Below are 15,211 nucleotides of genomic sequence, written 5' to 3' on the forward strand. Positions count from 1 at the left end.
CCGGAGTCGGGGCGCCGCGCGATCGGCGCCGCCGCCTCGATCGGCTTCGACCTGATCGAGATCCCGGCTCCCGACGACCCCGACGCCTCCGCGTGGACCCCGATCGGCGACGAGCGCTCCGTGCTCCCGCGGTGCAGGAACTCGGGGTGCATCAGGCGGCCTTCGCGCCCGTGATCAGCGAGACGAGCTCGTCGCCGCTGGTCTCGGCGGTGCGGCGGCCGGCGACGGCGAGGCCCGCGCGCATCACCCACACCTGGTCGCTCAGGCGCATCACCTGGTCGAAGTTGTGGCTGATCAGCAGCACGGCCACTCCGGCGTCGCGCAGCTTGAGGATGATCTTCTCGACGCGCGCCGTCTCCTGGACGCCGAGCGCCGCGGTCGGCTCGTCCATGATCACGATCTTGCTGCCCCAGCCCGCGGCCCGGGCGATCGCGACCGCCTGGCGCTGGCCGCCCGAGAGGCGGCGGACCTTGCTGGTGACCGGCGGGACGTTCACGGCGAGGTCGCCGAGCAGCTCCTGGGCCGTCTTCTTCATCTGCGTCCGGTCGAGGAACCGCACCCCGGGCACGCCCTTGGTGAGCTCGCGGCCGAGGAAGAAGTTCTGCCACACGGTCAGGTCCTCGACCAGGGCGAGGGTCTGGTGCACCGTCTCGATGCCGCCGTCCCGCGCGCCGAGCGGAGTGGTGAAGTGCACCACGTCGCCGTCGAGGGTGATGGTGCCGGAGTCGGCGGGGTGCACGCCGGAGAGGCAGCGGACGAGGGTGGACTTGCCCGCGCCGTTGTCGCCGATCAGGGCGGTGATCTCGCCGCGGCGCATCGACATCGACGCTCCCTTGAGAGCGTGGACGCCGCCGAAGGACTTCTTGATGTCCCGCGCTTCGAGCAGGATGTCGCTGGTCATGGCTGGGCTCACTTCTTCTGGTAGCGGGTGATGAGGGCGGCGAGCACGACCACCAGGCCGACGGCGAGGGGCTGGTAGAACTGCGAGACGCCGAGCAGGGTCAGGCCGTTGGTCAGCGCGGTCAGGAGGAACGCTCCGATGATCGGGCCGACGATCTTGGCCTTGCCGCCGGTGAGGCTCACTCCGCCGAGCACGACGGCCGCGATGGAGTTGAGCAGGTACTGGGTGTTGATGGCCGGCTCCGCGGCGCCGACGCGGGCGACGAGGAGGAGCGAGCCGACTCCTGCGAGGACGGCGGCGATGATGTACACCGCGATGCGCACGCGTCCGGCCTTGATGCCGTTGGCGACCGCGCTCTCCTCGTTGCCGCCGACCGCCTGCACGTGCAGGCCGAAGCGGGTGCGGAACATGACGACCCAGGCGACGACTCCGATGACCGCGGCCAGGATGATCGGGTAGCCGATGATCCCGATCGAGCCGGTGGTGAGGCGGAGCAGCTCGGGGCTGCCGACCGTGATCGGCTTGCCGTCGGAGACGATCAGCGCGAGGCCGGTCGCCACCGAGAGCGTGCCCAGTGTCGCGATGAAGTCGGTGACCTTGCCCTTCGCGATCAGGAAGCCGTTGATCACTCCGATCAGCCCCGCGAAGAGCAGGGCCGCGAGCGCCGAGAGCCAGAAGCCCCAGCCGGCGCTCCAGCCGATGCCGAAGCCGACCGCTCCGACGGTCATCGTCGCCGAGATCGAGAGGTCGATGCCGCCGGTGGTGATGACGAAGGACTGGCCGATCGAGAGGATGACCAGGATCGCGGCGGCGACGAGCATCGCCTTGATGTTGCCGAGGCTGAGGAACGTCGGCGTCGCGATCGAGAACACGATCACCAGGGCGACGAGCCCGATCGGTGCGGCGTTCTCGGCCCAGAAGCTGAGCTGACGGAGGTTCGCCAGCAGCGGGGAGGCGCTGGCCGGGGGTCGGGCGGTGACTGAGGTCATGGTCGCTTCCTGGGTTGCCATGGGCGGGAGGTCCTACTTGCTGGGGACGAGCGCGGCGAGCGGGTTGTCGAACTCCTCGAACGGCTGGGGGAAGGCGCCGAGGGCCTGCTCCGCGGTCTCGGAGGTCACGAGCGCGGTGGGCGACTCGATCTCGGCGGGGATCTCCTCGCCGGCGCCGACGGCCTCGCACGCCTGCACGCCGAGCTGGCCGATCGCGTAGGGGTACTGGGCGACGGTGGCGGTGAGGCCGCCGTCCTTGACGGACTGCAGCGCGTCCTCGTTGCCGTCGACGCTGACCACCTGCACGGAGCCGGTGAGGCCCGCGTTCTCGACGGCCTTGACGATGCCGAGGCCCATGTCGTCGTTCGCGGCGAAGAACGCCTTCACGTCGGGGTTGGCGGCGAGGATGTCGGTCGCCTTGGTCAGCGCGACCTCGCGCTTCCAGTCGGCCGCGGCCTCCTGGACGACGGTGAGGTCGGAGCCGATCGCGGCGGTGAAGCCGTCGACGCGGGCGGCGCTGGTGACGTCTCCCGAGACTCCGCCGATGACGGCGACCTCGGAGCCGGCGGGCAGCTGCTGCAGGAGGAAGTCGCCGGCCTTGCCGCCCGCGGCCTCGTTGTCGGTGCCGATGTAGGTGGTGACGTCGAGGTTCGCGGCCTCGACCGCGTCGGGGTCGAGCGGGCTGTCGATGTTGACGATCGTCTTGCCGGTGGCGGAGGCGAGGGCCTGCACCAGGTTCGTGCCGCTGATCGGGTTGACGATCAGGCAGCCGAAGTCCTGGCCGGCGACCGTGGTGAGCTTGTCGGCCTGGCCGGTGGTGTCGCCGATGTCGGCGGCGGCCTGCACCGAGACGTCCACGGAGTCGTCCTTCGCGGTGTCCTCGATGCCGTTCTCCATCGCCTGGAAGAAGGGGTTGTCGAGGCCCTTGATGACCGCGGCGACCTTGGTCGATCCGGAGCCGCCGGCGGCCGTGTCGCCACCCGAGGCGCAGCCGGTGAGGAGGAGTGCGAGGGCGCCGACCGGTGCGAGAACCGGGAGGAGGCGGCGTGCTGTGCGGTTCATCGTCATCCTTGAGGATCAGTGGCACCACTGTGTGCCGGTGTGTGAAAACTACCGGGGCTTTCGCGTTACCGCAATACGAAAGTCGGGGAACTTCAGGTTTCCCGTCGGCAGGCATGTACGCTGACCGTGACAAGAGGGGGAGCGATGACGGGGTACTCCACCGGCGAGGCCGGTTCGCACGTGGCCGACGTCCTCGCGCTGTTCCGCGAGCAGGGCGAGGTCTCGCGCAACGCGGTGATGGAGCAGACGGGGCTCTCCCGCTCCACCGTCAACCAGCGCCTCGCGACCCTCGTGGAGCTGGGCCTGATCGCCCCCACCACCGGCGGCGAGTCGACCGGCGGGCGCCCCTCGAGCATGTTCGCGATGAACCTCGTCGGCACGGTGTTCCTCACCGCCGACATCGGGGCGAGCGGATTCGTCGCCGCCGCCTGCGACTTCCGCGGCACCCCCCTCCGGCACGAGAGCGGCGTCGTCGACGTCTGGGAGGGACCGGACGCCGTGCTCTCGCTGGTGCTCGCCGCGTTCGAGCGGCTGCAGCAGGGCGACGCGGTCGCCGGCATCGGCGTCGGAGTTCCGGGGCCGGTCGAGTTCGCCGCCGGGCGCGTGCGCAATCCGCCGATCATGACCGGCTGGGACGACTTCGACATCGCCGGCTACTTCGCCCAGCCGTACGAGAGCGTGCAGGTCGTCATCGAGAACGACGCGAACGCCCGCGCCCTCGCCGAGTCGCGCCACCACGGCTCCGACAACCTGATCAGCCTGAAGCTCGGCACCGGCATCGGCTCGGGCCTCGTCTTCAACGGAGCGACGATCCGCGGAGCCGTCGGCGCGGCCGGCGACATCGGCCACACCCGCGCGGTCACGGGCACGGTCGACGCGGATCCGCTGCCCTGCCGCTGCGGCAACGCCGGCTGCGTGGAGGCGTACGCGAGCGGCTGGGCCCTCGTCCGCGACCTCTCGGCCGACGACCCCTCGATCAAGCACGTCGCCGACGTCACGGCCCGCGTGCTCCGCGGCGACATGCGCGCCACCCAGGCCGTGCGCCAGGCCGGCCGCGTCCTCGGCGAGGCGGTCGCCGACCTCGTCAACATCCTCAACCCGCGGACCATCGTGATCTCGGGTCAGCTCGGCGACTGCGGCGAGGTGCTGATGTCGGGCCTGCGCGAGCGCGTCTACCTGCGCACCCACCCGCTCGCCACGCGGCACCTGACCATCCACACATCGGACCTGGGCGAGCTGGCCGGCGTGATCGGCCTCGCCCTGACGACAGCCGACCAGGTCTTCAGCCGCGAGCGCTTCGACCGCGAGGCGAGCGCCGAGAGCCCCCGCGCGGCGGCCGCCGCGAGCTGAACGGGAGCGCCCTGCCGCGCCCGGCAGCGGCGGGACCGGCGTGAGCGACCCCCTCCGCCCCGCGCACTGTTACGCCCGGCGACGAAGGGTTACGCCGGGCGACGCGGGCCGGGACGGGCGGGCCCGCGGTGCTCCATCATCGTGTCCGGGACGACGCGGAGAGGCCGCGGCCGCCCGACCCGTCCGAAGGAACGCGATGATCCGGCTCGAGCAGCTCAGCAAGTCGTACGGTCCGGCGACCGTGCTCGACCGCCTCGACTTCTCGGTCGCGACCGGCGAGATCTTCGCCGTCGTCGGCCCGAGCGGCGCGGGCAAGAGCACGCTCGCCGCCTGCGTGAACCTCCTGGAGCGGCCCACCTCGGGCACGGTCGTCGTCAACGGGGAGGCGCTCTCGCAGCTCTCGGAGGAGCGGCTGCGCGTCGCCCGCCGTCGCATCGGCACGGTCTTCCAGTCCGACGGACTCTTCAGCCGCCGCACGGCCGAGCAGAACGTGGCCCTGCCGCTGGAGTACCTCGCCGTCACCGCCGCCGAGACGAAGCGCCGCGTCGCGGAGCTGCTCGAGCGCGTCGGCCTCTCGGACCGCGCCCGCTACTACCCGCACCAGCTCTCCGGTGGTCAGCGCCAGCGCGTCGGCATCGCCCGCGCTCTCGCCCTCCGCCCCTCGGTGCTGCTCTCGGACGAGGCCACCTCGGGCCTCGACCCCGCCTCGACCACCGCGATCACCACGCTCCTGAAGGAGCTGCGCGACGACCTGGGCCTCTCGATCCTCTTCATCACTCACGAGATGGAGACGGTGCGCCAGGTGGCCGACTCCGTCGCCCGCCTCGACCACGGCCGCATCGTGGAGTCGGGGAGCCTCGTCGACCTGCTGCGCGACCCCGCGTCCCCGCTCGGCCTCGCCCTCAACCCGGTGCGCCCCTCCGTCGCGCCCGGCCCGGGTCTGGGCGAATGGGTGGTGGGCTACTCCCGCTCCGGAGTGCCGACCGACTGGGTCACCCGGCTCGCGGAGGCGGTCGGCCCGGTCGCGCTGCTCGGCGCTGCGATCGAGACGGTGGACGGGCAGGCGGTCGGCCACGCGACGATCGGGCTCGGCCCGGTCGACGAGGCGCGGCTCACCCGTGCGGCGGCCGAGCTCGGCCTGTCGGTCCGGCCCGCCGGCGTGCGCGTCCTCGCCGAGGAGGTGGCGGCGTGATCCTCCACCTCGACAACAAGGTCCCGCTCGAGCAGATCCCCGCGCTGGTGCTGCCGGCGCTCGGCGAGACGCTGATCATGGTCGGCATCGTCATGGCGATCGTGGTGCTGGTCGGCGTGCCGCTGGGCGCTCTCGTGCACAACCTCGCTCCGGGCGGCCTGGCCGAGAACCGGGCCGCCCACCAGGTGCTCAGCGCCGTCATCAGCGTCGGCCGCTCGCTGCCGTTCCTCATCCTGATGGCGTCGATCATGCCGTTCACGCGCCTGATCACCGGCACCAACATCGGGATCGCGGCCGCCGTCGTGCCGATGTCGATCGCGGGGATCGCCTTCTTCACCCGGATCGTCGAGAACGCGCTGCGCAGCGTGCCGCTCTCGCTCACCCGCGTCGCCCGCGCCTCCGGAGCGTCGCGGCTGCAGGTGGTGCGGACCGCACAGCTGAGCGAGGCGGTTCCGCAGATCATCGGCGGCCTGACGATCAACACGATCGCGATGATCGAGTACTCGGCGATCGCCGGCACGATCGGCGCCGGCGGCATCGGCTACGTCGCGGTGACCTACGGCTACCAGCGCTTCGACACCACCGTCATGCTCGCCACCATCGTGATCCTGGTCGCCACCGTCGCGACCGTGCAGCTCACCGGCGACGCCCTCGTCCGCGCGACCACGCCCGGCGCCTCCCGCTCGCGGCGAGCGCCGCGGGTCGCGGCCGCCGTCTAGAACCTCCACTCCTCCTCCTCCTGCGCCCTCGGGCGTCCCTCTCGCGCGCCCGCGCACCCCCTCTTCGAAAGGCACCGCCATGTCCACTCCCGACGACCTCGGATTCGATCTCAAGAAGAAGCGCCGCTGGCCCTGGATCGCCGGAGCGGCCGTCGTCGTGGTCGGCGTCGCCTCCGCGATCGCCGTCCCGCTCCTCTCCCCCGCCGTCTCGGCCAACGAGCAGGAGGGAGCGACGCTCTACGTCGCGACCGCCGAGGGCAATGCCTCCGAGCAGGCCCTGGTCGACTTCGTCGCGAAGGAGGTGGCGCCGCGCTACGGCATCACCGTCGCCTTCAAGGGGCTCTCGGACAGCAACACCATCAACCGCGCGGTGAGCGAGGGCGAGGTCGCGGCCACGGTGTACCAGCACAAGCTCTGGCTGGGACAGGTGCTCGAGGCCAACCCCGACTTCGAGGAGGAGGCGGCCACCCCCGTCTTCCGCTGGGGCTTCGGGCTCTGGAGCGACAAGTACTCCGACGTCTCCCAGATCCCCGACGGCGGCACGGTCTCGCTCTACTCCGACCCCGCCAACGAGGCGCAGGGCCTCTGGCTGCTGCAGAACGCCGGCCTGATCACGCTGAAGCCGGGCACGGAGCCGGGCACCGCGACCCAGGACGACATCGCCGAGAACCCGAAGAACCTGCAGTTCACGCTGCTCGACTTCGCCGCCCAGTCGCGCGCGCTGCCGGACCTCGACGCGGCCGTCGGCTACACCGAGTACTACCTCGCCGCCGGCATCCCGATCGAGCAGCAGATCTTCGCCCCGCAGGCCCCCGACGACTTCGCCGGGCAGCTCACCATCGGCTCGAAGTACCGCGACACCGAGAACGTGAAGAAGCTCGTCCAGGCCTTCCAGGACCCGGCCGTGCAGGAGTTCCTCGCCACGGACGAGACGGTGAAGGGGATCCTGCTGCCGATCGACGGCTGAACAGGGCCGGAGCGACGGGGTCGCCTGAGGAGTCGCGCGCGGCTTCTCGGGCGACTCGGCGTCTGCGGACGTAGCGTGGGCTCATGAACACGTTCACTCTCCACAACGGTGTCGAGATCCCCGCCCTCGGACTCGGCGTCTTCCAGACTCCGCCCGACGAGACCCGCGCCGCCGTCGCCGCCGCGCTCGACGCGGGGTACCGGCACATCGACACGGCGGCGGCCTACGGCAACGAGCGCGAGGTGGGCGAGGCGATCGCCGGCCGCGACGACGTCTTCCTCGAGACGAAGGTGTGGATCAGCGACTACGGCTACGACGAGACGCTGCACGCCTTCGACAAGAGCGCGGGCAAGCTCGGCGTCGAGCGGATCGACCTGCTGATCCTGCACCAGGCCCTGCCCGAGGCCTTCGACCGCACCCTCGACGCCTACCGGGCGCTCGAGCGGCTGCTCGCCGACGGGAGGGTGCGGGCGATCGGCGTGAGCAACTTCATGGTCGAGCACCTCACCCGCCTGCTCGCCGAGACCGACGTCGTCCCCGCGGTGAACCAGCTCGAGGTGCACCCGTACTTCCAGCAGCGGCGGGTCGAGCGCTTCGGCTGCGAGAACGACATCCTCACCCAGGCCTGGTCGCCGATCGGCGGCATCACCGCCTACCGCGACTCCCCGCGCCGCAGCTTCGACGACCCGGTGCTCCTCGAGCTCGGCGCCAAGTACGGGAAGACGGCCGCGCAGGTGATGCTCCGCTGGCACCTGCAGGAGGGCCGCCAGGTCATCCCGAAGTCGACCCGCCCCGAGCGCATCGCCGAGAACATCGACGTGTTCGACTTCGCGCTCTCCGGCTCGGAGCTCGCCCGCATCGACGCCCTCGAGGCCGGCGTGCGCGGCGGACCGGAGCCCGAGGCCGTGACGCTGGAGGCGTACGGCCGCGACATCCCCGAGGCGTGAGGAAGGCGCCCGCGACGGGAACACCGGAGCCGTCGCGGGCGTTGCCCTCACCATGAGCGTTCCCCTCTCCATCCTCGACCTCGCCCCCATCGCCCCCGGTGAGACCGCTCGCGACAGCTTCGCCGCCTCCGTCGCCCTGGCCCAGGCGGCCGAGCGCAACGGCTACCGCCGCGTCTGGTACGCCGAGCACCACAACATGGCGAGCATCGCGTCCAGCGCGACCTCGGTGCTCATCGCGCACGTCGCCTCGCAGACCTCCACGATCCGCCTCGGCTCCGGCGGCGTCATGCTGCCGAACCACTCCCCGCTCACCATCGCCGAGCAGTTCGGCACCCTCGAGACGCTGCACCCGGGCCGGATCGACCTCGGACTCGGCCGCGCCCCCGGCAGCGACCAGGCGACCTTCCGCGCGCTCCGCCGCGACCCCGACTCCTCCGAGCGCTTCCCGCAGGACGTGCTGGAGCTGCAGGCCTTCCTCGCCGGCGAGTCCCGCATCCCCGGAGTGAGCGCGACGCCCGGTGCCGGCACCCGCGTCCCCCTCTACATCCTCGGCTCCTCGCTCTTCGGCGCGCAGCTCGCGGCCGCGCTGGGCCTGCCGTACGCGTTCGCCTCGCACTTCGCTCCGGACGCGCTGCACCAGGCCGTCGCGGAGTACCGCCGCGGCTTCCGCCCCTCCGAGCAGCTCGACGCGCCCTACGTGATCGCCGGGATGAACGCCATCGCCGCCGACACCGAGGAGGACGCGCAGGAGCAGTTCGCGCAGATGAAGCGCGCCCGCCTGATGATGCTGCTGCGCCAGAGCGGGCAGATCCCCGTCGGCCAGACCTTCGACGACGAGGAGCTCGACGCCCTGCTCAGCGCCCCGATCGGCGCCCACGTCGCGAGCATGACCACCTACACCGGTGTCGGCACCGGCGACCAGGTGGCCGACTACACCGCCGACTTCGCCCGCTCCGCCGACGCCGACGAGGTCATCGTCGCCCACGCGTCGCTGCAGACGGAGGCGCGCCTGCGCTCGGTCGCGCTCCTCGCGCAGTCGAACGCGCGCGTCGCCGCCTGAGCCCGTCCGCAACCGAGGTCGAGCGGCCCGGCACCGGCCTGATGGCCACTGTCAAACGCTCCGGGCCTCGGTTGCGAACGGCCGGCCCTGGGCAGAGTGGGGGTCGGGCGGCGCACATCAGCGGACGCGAGCAGAAGTGAGCCTCTAATGGGGGCCACCTCTCGGGGCACGACCCCGGGAGGAGCGCGTCCGCGGTGCCAGGCTGAGCCCTGTGTCGACGATGACAGGCGAGCGGCGTGAGCCCGGGGACGGCCCTGCGCGGTCGGCGGCCCTGCTGCTGCGGGTCTGCGCGGGCGACCGGACCGCCTTCCGGCAGCTCTACTCGCTCACCGCGGGCCGGGTCGTCTCCGTCGCTGACGCGGTGCTCGACGACCGCGCCGCCGCCGAGGAGGTCGCGCAGGAGGTCTACCTCGAGCTCTGGCGCACCGCGCGCTCGCTCGACCCGGGCCGTCCCGTCCTCGCCTTCCTGGCCCAGGTCGCGCACCGCCGTGCCGTGGACCGCGCCCGTGCGGACCGATCGGCGCGGCGCCGGGAGCTGCAGTACACGGTCCTCGACCGGCCGCGCGATCACGAGTGGGAGCGCTCGGACGTCCGGCTGGCCCTGGCGCCCGCGGCCGGCGCGATCCGGCAGCTCGCCGCCATCCACCACGACGTCCTCTACCTCGCCTACGTCCGCGGGTACAGCCACTCCGAGATCGCGGAGGAGCTGTCGATCCCGCTCGGCACCGTCAAGACCCGGCTGCGCGACACCCTCATCCGCCTGCACACCCACCTGCAGTCCGCCGGCCCGGCGGACCCGGACGGCGGACCGGGACGGCGCATCCGGCACTGACCGGTGGCGCGGACGCCGTTCCGTCATGCCATCTGAAGGCCCCTGCGCGAGCATTGGACCGATGGGCAAGCAGCCGAGTCGCTTTTGTATGGCTTCATCCAAGCAACATATGCTCTAAATCGATTCATCCTCATTTAACCCGGCCAAGACCGCGATCCACGACAAAGGCAGCAACGGACGGACGACGTGGCACCTGCCCGAGAGCATTCGGTTTGCCACCTCGACGGGGCACCTGCACCCGCCGTAATAGGTACCTCCCCACGGCGTGGCGAACTGAACCTCCGCATCCTGCTCCCATAATCGACACATGCAGCGAGCTTCTGCCGACCAGTCGTTTGTCGAGTTCAGGGAAGTAACGGTCTCCGACCCTCTACGCCAAGGCGACATCCTCGAGGCCACTGAAGTTGGGGCGTCAAAATGGCAACGCAATCTTTTCGTCCTTACTGCAGATTGCGACTTTGCAAATGCAAAGAATCAGGGACGCGTGACATGCGTTCCGCTTCTGACGCAAGACGAATATATTCTTGAGTTTCAAATCCCGAGGATCCGCCGAAGGCTTCTTCCAAGGCTTACTGAAAATTTCCAAGCGATCATCGCTAAGTCGAGTGATCGAACGATCAGCACTGACCGTCTGACTTCTTGGCCTCTCGAAGAAGAGACAGACACTATTCTCGGAGCACTCGATATAGATCTAGCTTCAATCGAAACCGCTCGACTAGTGATTGATGCGATTCGCGAGATATCCGTTCCACATGACACTCTCGACACTGCCGTCCAACACTTGGTTTCGGCGCATGCCGCCATCCCGAACGGCAAAAGTCCCGCAAACGCGAAGAAGGACATCCTCGCGACAGTGCAGTCGCACTATTCGAGCCCGCCTGGTGATGCCCTATTCCTGTCGGCGATTGCTCCGGCAATGCAGGACGGGTACTTTCTTTACCTGCGTCACCTTGAGCAGGTCCCGGAGTCGCAGATCGCCTTAGGACCAATGCGAACTTCGTCGAGTTATCGACGTATTGCGAGACTCCACGACCGATTCACACATGCCGTTGCTCAACAATTTGCCCTGGTATTTATGGCCATTGGGCTTCCCTCTGAGTATGAAGAAATGCGCAACCTTCATGCTGAACTTTTAGGAGAGCGTTACAAATGAAGCTCCTGATCACGACGGCTGCCGCACTTAGCGAACTCGCCGCCGGACTGTCTACCGACGCTATTGAATCATCCCCGAGTTTATTCTTGACCGAGTTGGACGACATAGCTGTATTGACCTCGGCCGGAGATAAGGTTGACCAGCAGCGAATATACCTGTTTCAGTCTGATCAGACGACAGATCGACTGTTGCCGAGTGAACTCCTTTCCCACCGCAATGAAGCGCTAGGTCGGATGGCATCCTTTGCGGAACGTGCGCGTGCAGGATCTCCACTGTCGCTCCCACGAGGGTGGCATCAGTACAAAGCCGATAACTTCATAACGTTTTTTGCTCTGTCCAGTAGAGATGGCGGGGCAAGCCGTTGGATCGCTGAGGTACTTCCCGGCATGCGGCAAGATGCTATCTTCTGGACTTTGACCACCTCCAGCAACAAGAAAGACCTTGACAGCTTTGAACGTCTACACGAGGTCGATATAGCCCGGCTAGGCAAAATTTGGACCGACGGCTTCTTACTAGCGCAGGAATTTTTCGATAGCCAAAAGGAACAAACCGCGAGCGTCGAGATGTCCCTCGCTCGTCTCAAGCCCAACTCATCGAAATCGTGGACTTACGATCAATGGATTGAAGAACTAAGCGTCGACCAAAGGCGCTTTTTCGACGCTCCGACGGACAGATCGATCCGCCTACGAGGGCCAGCCGGTTCTGGGAAAACTCTTGCCCTTACCTTAAAAGCATTGAAGGAGGTGGTCCAGGCCCGGGAGGCCGGAGAAAACCTTCGAGTATTGATAGTCACGCATAGCTGGTCGCTAGCAACCGAAGTTTCCGACTCGATGGGCTTGATGGGTATGGGAATCGTTTCGGAAATTGACGTCTTTCCATTACTTGAAATAGCGCAGTCGATCTCGCCTCAGTACGCTGGCGGCGGTAGCGGGTTAAGTCTCCTAGGGGCGGACAGTCTGAGCGGCAAGCACGCTCAACTACTCGAGATCTCCGACTTATTGCGTGATTTTAGGAATGGCGACTGGATCACGTACCGAGCTGGCGTCTCTCCCGAACTCGCCGAGCGGTTTGATGCTTCCTCAGAAGATGAACTACTAGCGCTTTCGTGGGACCTTTTGATTGAGTTTGGATCTGTTATCGGCGCCGCTGCAATTTTCCCTGGCGCCGGGGCCGAGTCTCGCTTCATGCAACATCCACGGGCAAGTTGGATGATGCCGCTACAGACACGTCAAGATCTTCGCGTTGTGTTCGAGCTTTACTCCCGTTATATGAAAAGCCTCGATGAGCGCTCGCTTTTAACATCCGATCAGGTTCTAGCTGATTTGTTAAGCCATCTTGAGACACATGCATGGAACCGCGCGCGTCGCCAAGCTGGCTACGATTTGATATTTGTGGATGAGTTTCACCTCTTCAGCCCTCTTGAGCGTCAGGTCTTGCACTATTTGTCTCGCGACGTCACGCGATACCCTAGAGTCTTCATGGCCGTCGATCCTCGTCAATCCCCTTCGGAAGCGTTCATTGGCCCGGCCTCTGACGAGACGCATTCTGAATCTGTCGCAGTTGAGGATGGTTTAGGGGAAATTGATAATTTTGAGCTGACTTCAGTCCACCGATTCACACCAGAAATTCTTGAGCTGATAAAAGATGTGCACCATCAATTTCCGGCGCTCGACCTTGGACAAAATTGGGAAATAGATTTCTCCGCCGTCGAATCAGTTCAGAGCAGCGGTCCTACTCCGAAGCTGACGGTTGCCGCATCGCAAGAAGGCGAGCTACTCGATATTAATCTGGCGATGCAGGAACTATACTCTCATGGACGGATGGCATTAGCGGTTGTAGATCATAGGCAATGGAATAGGTTCAGTAAACTTGCAGCTCAGATCGCCACCTCCGGAAAGTACAATGTATCGACCATATCCGGCAGGTCAGACGTCGACGGGCTTGGCTACCGCCGTCGGGGCCTTGTTGTCGGTCCGGCCGAATACCTTGCTGGACTGCAGTTTGAGACAGTTATCGTTGCAGGCATCCCAGATATGCAAGCCACGGCCAAGACGAATGATCGCACGCGCTTCTTATCCCTCCTTTACCTTTCCATAAGTAGAGCAGAAAGGAACGTACGCCTATTTGTGAATGAAGACGACGGAGGGGTACCCGACGTCCTGCAACAAGCGGTTTCTGCGAATGTTCTCTCGCTTGTGCAAGGACGTCACACTTAGGAGGTCAGTGCGATCGCTCAGCTCGCCAGCCCCGCACTCCCGACCGCGAGCCCGACGATCACCGTGAGCACCGTCGTCCACAGCGCGATCGCGACGCCCTGCCAGAGCAGGATCCGCCCGCGGCCGACTCCGGCGCCCGCCAGCATCACCGCGGTGAAGTGCGTCGGGAGCAGCAGCGGCCCCAGCAGGCTCACGCCCGGGACGCCGTAGCGGGTGAAGGCCCGCTGGAACTTCTCGCGCCGCGGAGTCGTCCGCTTCGCCTCCGAGCGGCCCGTGATCGCCGAGCGGACGCCGGTGCCCAGCAGCACGAGCAGCGCCACGCAGACGAAGTTGCCGATCGCCCCGGCGAGCCCGGCGACGACCGGGTGGATGCCGCCGATGATCCCGATGCTCGCCGCTCCCTCGCCCTCGATGAAGGGGACGGCCCCGGCCGCGGCGACGACGAGGGGCTGCACGAGCTCGGGAACGCGGCCGATCAGGTCCTGGAATCCGAGGATCGCGTCGCTGATGATCGTCATGGTCGTGCCTTCCGGTTCGTGGCCCCGGCTCTCGGGACTCCTCCATCCGACCGTGTCCGCGCCCGACGCGGCAGTGCCGCCGGGTCACCGCGTCCCGGGAGGATCGACGGCCCGAGGGGTGACAAGTGTCATGGTCGTAGCCTGGGCCGCATGGTGAACTCGACCGAGGCGGATCCGCCCGTGCGCGCGGGCCGCGGCGTCGCCGTGACCTGGTGGTACACCCTCGCGTCGGCCGCCTCCTTCGTGGTGATCGTCCTGGCCGTCTGGTCCGTGGCGGTGCTGAGCGCCTCGACCGAGGAGTGGCGGAAGGGCGCCTACTTCCTGGGCGCGGCCGCCTGGGTCGCGGTGTTCTCGCCGACCGCGCTCGCGTACCGGCGCGCCGACCGCGAGGGCCCGGTGCGCCTCCGGGCCGTGCCGACCCTGGTCTTCTGCCTCGGAGTGGCGGCCGCGGCGCTCACCGGCACGGCCGCCGGGAGCCTCGCGCTCGGGCTCTCGCTCGCCGCGACCCTGGTCGCCGTGCTGCCCTGGCAGAGCGGGGTGCGGCTCCGGGTGATGGTGCTCTGCACGATCGTCCTCGCGGTCGCGGCGGTGCTCGAGCAGACGCGCGCGGCGCCGGACGCGTCGGCCGCGCTCTCGACCCTCCTGCTGTTCGCGACGCTGCTGCCTCTGACGGTCGTCAGCGCGCTGTGGTGGTGGGACATCGTCCGCGAGCTCGACCGGGCGCGCGCCGCCGAGGGCCGGCTCGCCGCCGCCCAGGAGCGCCTGCTGCTCGCCGGCGACGTGCACGACCTCCAGGGGCACCACCTCCAGGTGATCGCGCTGCAGCTCGAGCTCGCCGAGCGCCTCCTCGGCAGCGACCCGGAGGCCGCTCTCGAGCAGCTGCGCGCCGCCCAGCGCTCGGTCGACGGCGCCCGCACCGGCACCCGCGAGCTGGCGACGCGCTTCCGCAGCGTCCCGCTCGTCGACGAGCTGGCCAACGCCGCCGACCTGCTCCGCTCGGCCGGGCTCCGCGTCGAGCTCGAGGTCGACCCGGCGGCGGCTCACGCGCCGGCCGAGACGCTCGGGCCGGTGGTCCGCGAGACGACGACGAACATCCTCAAGCACGGCGGCGGCTCCAGCGCGCGGCTGCGGCTCGCGCGGGAGCAGGACGAGTGGCGGTTCGAGGCGGTGAACGACCTGGCACCGGACGCGGAGGAGGCGGACGGGACCGGCTCGGGCGTCCTCGGCATGGCGGAGCGGGTCGAGCGGGCAGGGGGGACGCTGCGCGCCGGGGCGGTCCGCCGCTCCTTCGAGCTGGACGCGCGC

At 68.2% G+C, this 15,211-nt stretch carries 14 protein-coding genes; 10 read left to right on the forward strand and 4 right to left on the reverse strand.

Translation table 11 applies throughout. The features are described 5' to 3' along the window. Positions 1-151 precede the first annotated feature (151 nt). Genes C5C82_RS15805 through C5C82_RS15815 form a run of 3 tightly spaced genes read right to left on the reverse strand, consistent with a single transcriptional unit; the run spans position 152 to position 2,952 of the window. Complete coding sequence (locus C5C82_RS15805; protein ID WP_104222715.1) at positions 152-901, reverse strand: ATP-binding cassette domain-containing protein; 750 nt, start codon at positions 899-901, stop codon at positions 152-154. Between the two features lie 8 nt (positions 902-909). Beyond that, positions 910-1,890, reverse strand: coding sequence for an ABC transporter permease (locus tag C5C82_RS15810; protein WP_104222714.1), 981 nt, complete (start codon positions 1,888-1,890; stop codon positions 910-912). Positions 1,891-1,923: 33 nt separating this feature from the next. Further along, positions 1,924-2,952, reverse strand: coding sequence for a substrate-binding domain-containing protein (locus C5C82_RS15815; protein ID WP_104222713.1), 1,029 nt, complete (start codon positions 2,950-2,952; stop codon positions 1,924-1,926). A 144-nt stretch (positions 2,953-3,096) separates the two neighbouring features. Between C5C82_RS15815 and C5C82_RS15820 the strand changes: the two genes are divergently transcribed. From C5C82_RS15820 to C5C82_RS17385, 9 genes are all read left to right on the forward strand, one after another. Beyond that, entirely contained in the window at positions 3,097-4,302 is a 1,206-nt protein-coding gene (locus C5C82_RS15820; protein ID WP_104355340.1) for an ROK family transcriptional regulator, read from the forward strand. 196 nt (positions 4,303-4,498) lie between these two features. Beyond that, on the forward strand, positions 4,499-5,494 hold the full coding sequence (locus C5C82_RS15825) for a methionine ABC transporter ATP-binding protein (protein WP_104355341.1): 996 nt from the start codon (positions 4,499-4,501) through the stop codon (positions 5,492-5,494). Further along, a complete protein-coding gene (locus C5C82_RS15830; protein WP_104222708.1) occupies positions 5,491-6,213 on the forward strand; it encodes a methionine ABC transporter permease in 723 nt (240 codons plus the stop codon). The genes C5C82_RS15825 and C5C82_RS15830 overlap by 4 nt, the downstream gene beginning before the upstream one ends. Before the next feature lie 79 nt (positions 6,214-6,292). Next, positions 6,293-7,180 carry a MetQ/NlpA family ABC transporter substrate-binding protein gene (locus tag C5C82_RS15835; RefSeq protein ID WP_104257783.1) on the forward strand — a complete coding sequence of 296 codons (888 nt, stop codon included), beginning with the start codon at positions 6,293-6,295 and terminating at the stop codon, positions 7,178-7,180. Positions 7,181-7,263: 83 nt separating this feature from the next. Beyond that, positions 7,264-8,127: an aldo/keto reductase gene (locus tag C5C82_RS15840; RefSeq protein WP_104222706.1), complete on the forward strand. Its 864-nt coding sequence runs from the start codon at positions 7,264-7,266 to the stop codon at positions 8,125-8,127. Between the two features lie 52 nt (positions 8,128-8,179). Next, complete coding sequence (locus C5C82_RS15845; RefSeq protein ID WP_104355342.1) at positions 8,180-9,187, forward strand: LLM class flavin-dependent oxidoreductase; 1,008 nt, start codon at positions 8,180-8,182, stop codon at positions 9,185-9,187. 220 nt (positions 9,188-9,407) lie between these two features. Further along, the gene (locus C5C82_RS15850) at positions 9,408-10,019 is read left to right on the forward strand and encodes a sigma-70 family RNA polymerase sigma factor (RefSeq protein ID WP_258066156.1); all 612 of its coding nucleotides are present in this window, start codon (positions 9,408-9,410) and stop codon (positions 10,017-10,019) included. A gap of 307 nt (positions 10,020-10,326) precedes the next feature. Next, positions 10,327-11,172 carry a hypothetical protein gene (locus tag C5C82_RS17380; RefSeq protein ID WP_146086015.1) on the forward strand — a complete coding sequence of 282 codons (846 nt, stop codon included), beginning with the start codon at positions 10,327-10,329 and terminating at the stop codon, positions 11,170-11,172. Beyond that, positions 11,169-13,388: a hypothetical protein gene (locus tag C5C82_RS17385; RefSeq protein ID WP_146086016.1), complete on the forward strand. Its 2,220-nt coding sequence runs from the start codon at positions 11,169-11,171 to the stop codon at positions 13,386-13,388. Before C5C82_RS17380 ends, C5C82_RS17385 begins: the two co-directional genes overlap by 4 nt. A 17-nt stretch (positions 13,389-13,405) precedes the next feature. Here C5C82_RS17385 and C5C82_RS15855 read toward each other — a convergent pair whose 3' ends face one another. Beyond that, positions 13,406-13,906, reverse strand: a complete 501-nt coding sequence (locus C5C82_RS15855) for a small multidrug efflux protein (protein ID WP_104355344.1) — start codon at positions 13,904-13,906, stop codon at positions 13,406-13,408. 150 nt (positions 13,907-14,056) lie between these two features. Here C5C82_RS15855 and C5C82_RS15860 point away from each other — a divergent pair. Beyond that, positions 14,057-15,211 (forward strand): sensor histidine kinase (locus C5C82_RS15860; protein WP_104355345.1); only part of this gene is annotated, 1,155 nt, incomplete at its 3' end.

It is taken from the genome of Rathayibacter sp. AY1D5, from assembly GCF_002932515.1.
Lineage (GTDB): Bacteria > Actinomycetota > Actinomycetes > Actinomycetales > Microbacteriaceae > Rathayibacter.

Excerpts from the sequence above, each read along its gene's own strand:
- C5C82_RS15805 (WP_104222715.1), bottom strand. The coding sequence starts at position 901 with ATGACCAGCGACATCCTGCTCGAAGCGCGGGACATCAAGAAGTCCTTC.
- C5C82_RS15815 (WP_104222713.1), bottom strand. The coding sequence starts at position 2,952 with ATGAACCGCACAGCACGCCGCCTCCTCCCGGTTCTCGCACCGGTCGGC.
- C5C82_RS15825 (WP_104355341.1), top strand. The coding sequence starts at position 4,499 with ATGATCCGGCTCGAGCAGCTCAGCAAGTCGTACGGTCCGGCGACCGTG.
- C5C82_RS17385 (WP_146086016.1), top strand. The coding sequence starts at position 11,169 with ATGAAGCTCCTGATCACGACGGCTGCCGCACTTAGCGAACTCGCCGCC.
- C5C82_RS15850 (WP_258066156.1), top strand. The coding sequence starts at position 9,408 with ATGACAGGCGAGCGGCGTGAGCCCGGGGACGGCCCTGCGCGGTCGGCG.
- C5C82_RS15845 (WP_104355342.1), top strand. The coding sequence starts at position 8,180 with ATGAGCGTTCCCCTCTCCATCCTCGACCTCGCCCCCATCGCCCCCGGT.
- C5C82_RS15820 (WP_104355340.1), top strand. The coding sequence starts at position 3,097 with ATGACGGGGTACTCCACCGGCGAGGCCGGTTCGCACGTGGCCGACGTC.
- C5C82_RS15840 (WP_104222706.1), top strand. The coding sequence starts at position 7,264 with ATGAACACGTTCACTCTCCACAACGGTGTCGAGATCCCCGCCCTCGGA.
- C5C82_RS15835 (WP_104257783.1), top strand. The coding sequence starts at position 6,293 with ATGTCCACTCCCGACGACCTCGGATTCGATCTCAAGAAGAAGCGCCGC.
- C5C82_RS15855 (WP_104355344.1), bottom strand. The coding sequence starts at position 13,906 with ATGACGATCATCAGCGACGCGATCCTCGGATTCCAGGACCTGATCGGC.
- C5C82_RS17380 (WP_146086015.1), top strand. The coding sequence starts at position 10,327 with ATGCAGCGAGCTTCTGCCGACCAGTCGTTTGTCGAGTTCAGGGAAGTA.
- C5C82_RS15810 (WP_104222714.1), bottom strand. The coding sequence starts at position 1,890 with ATGACCTCAGTCACCGCCCGACCCCCGGCCAGCGCCTCCCCGCTGCTG.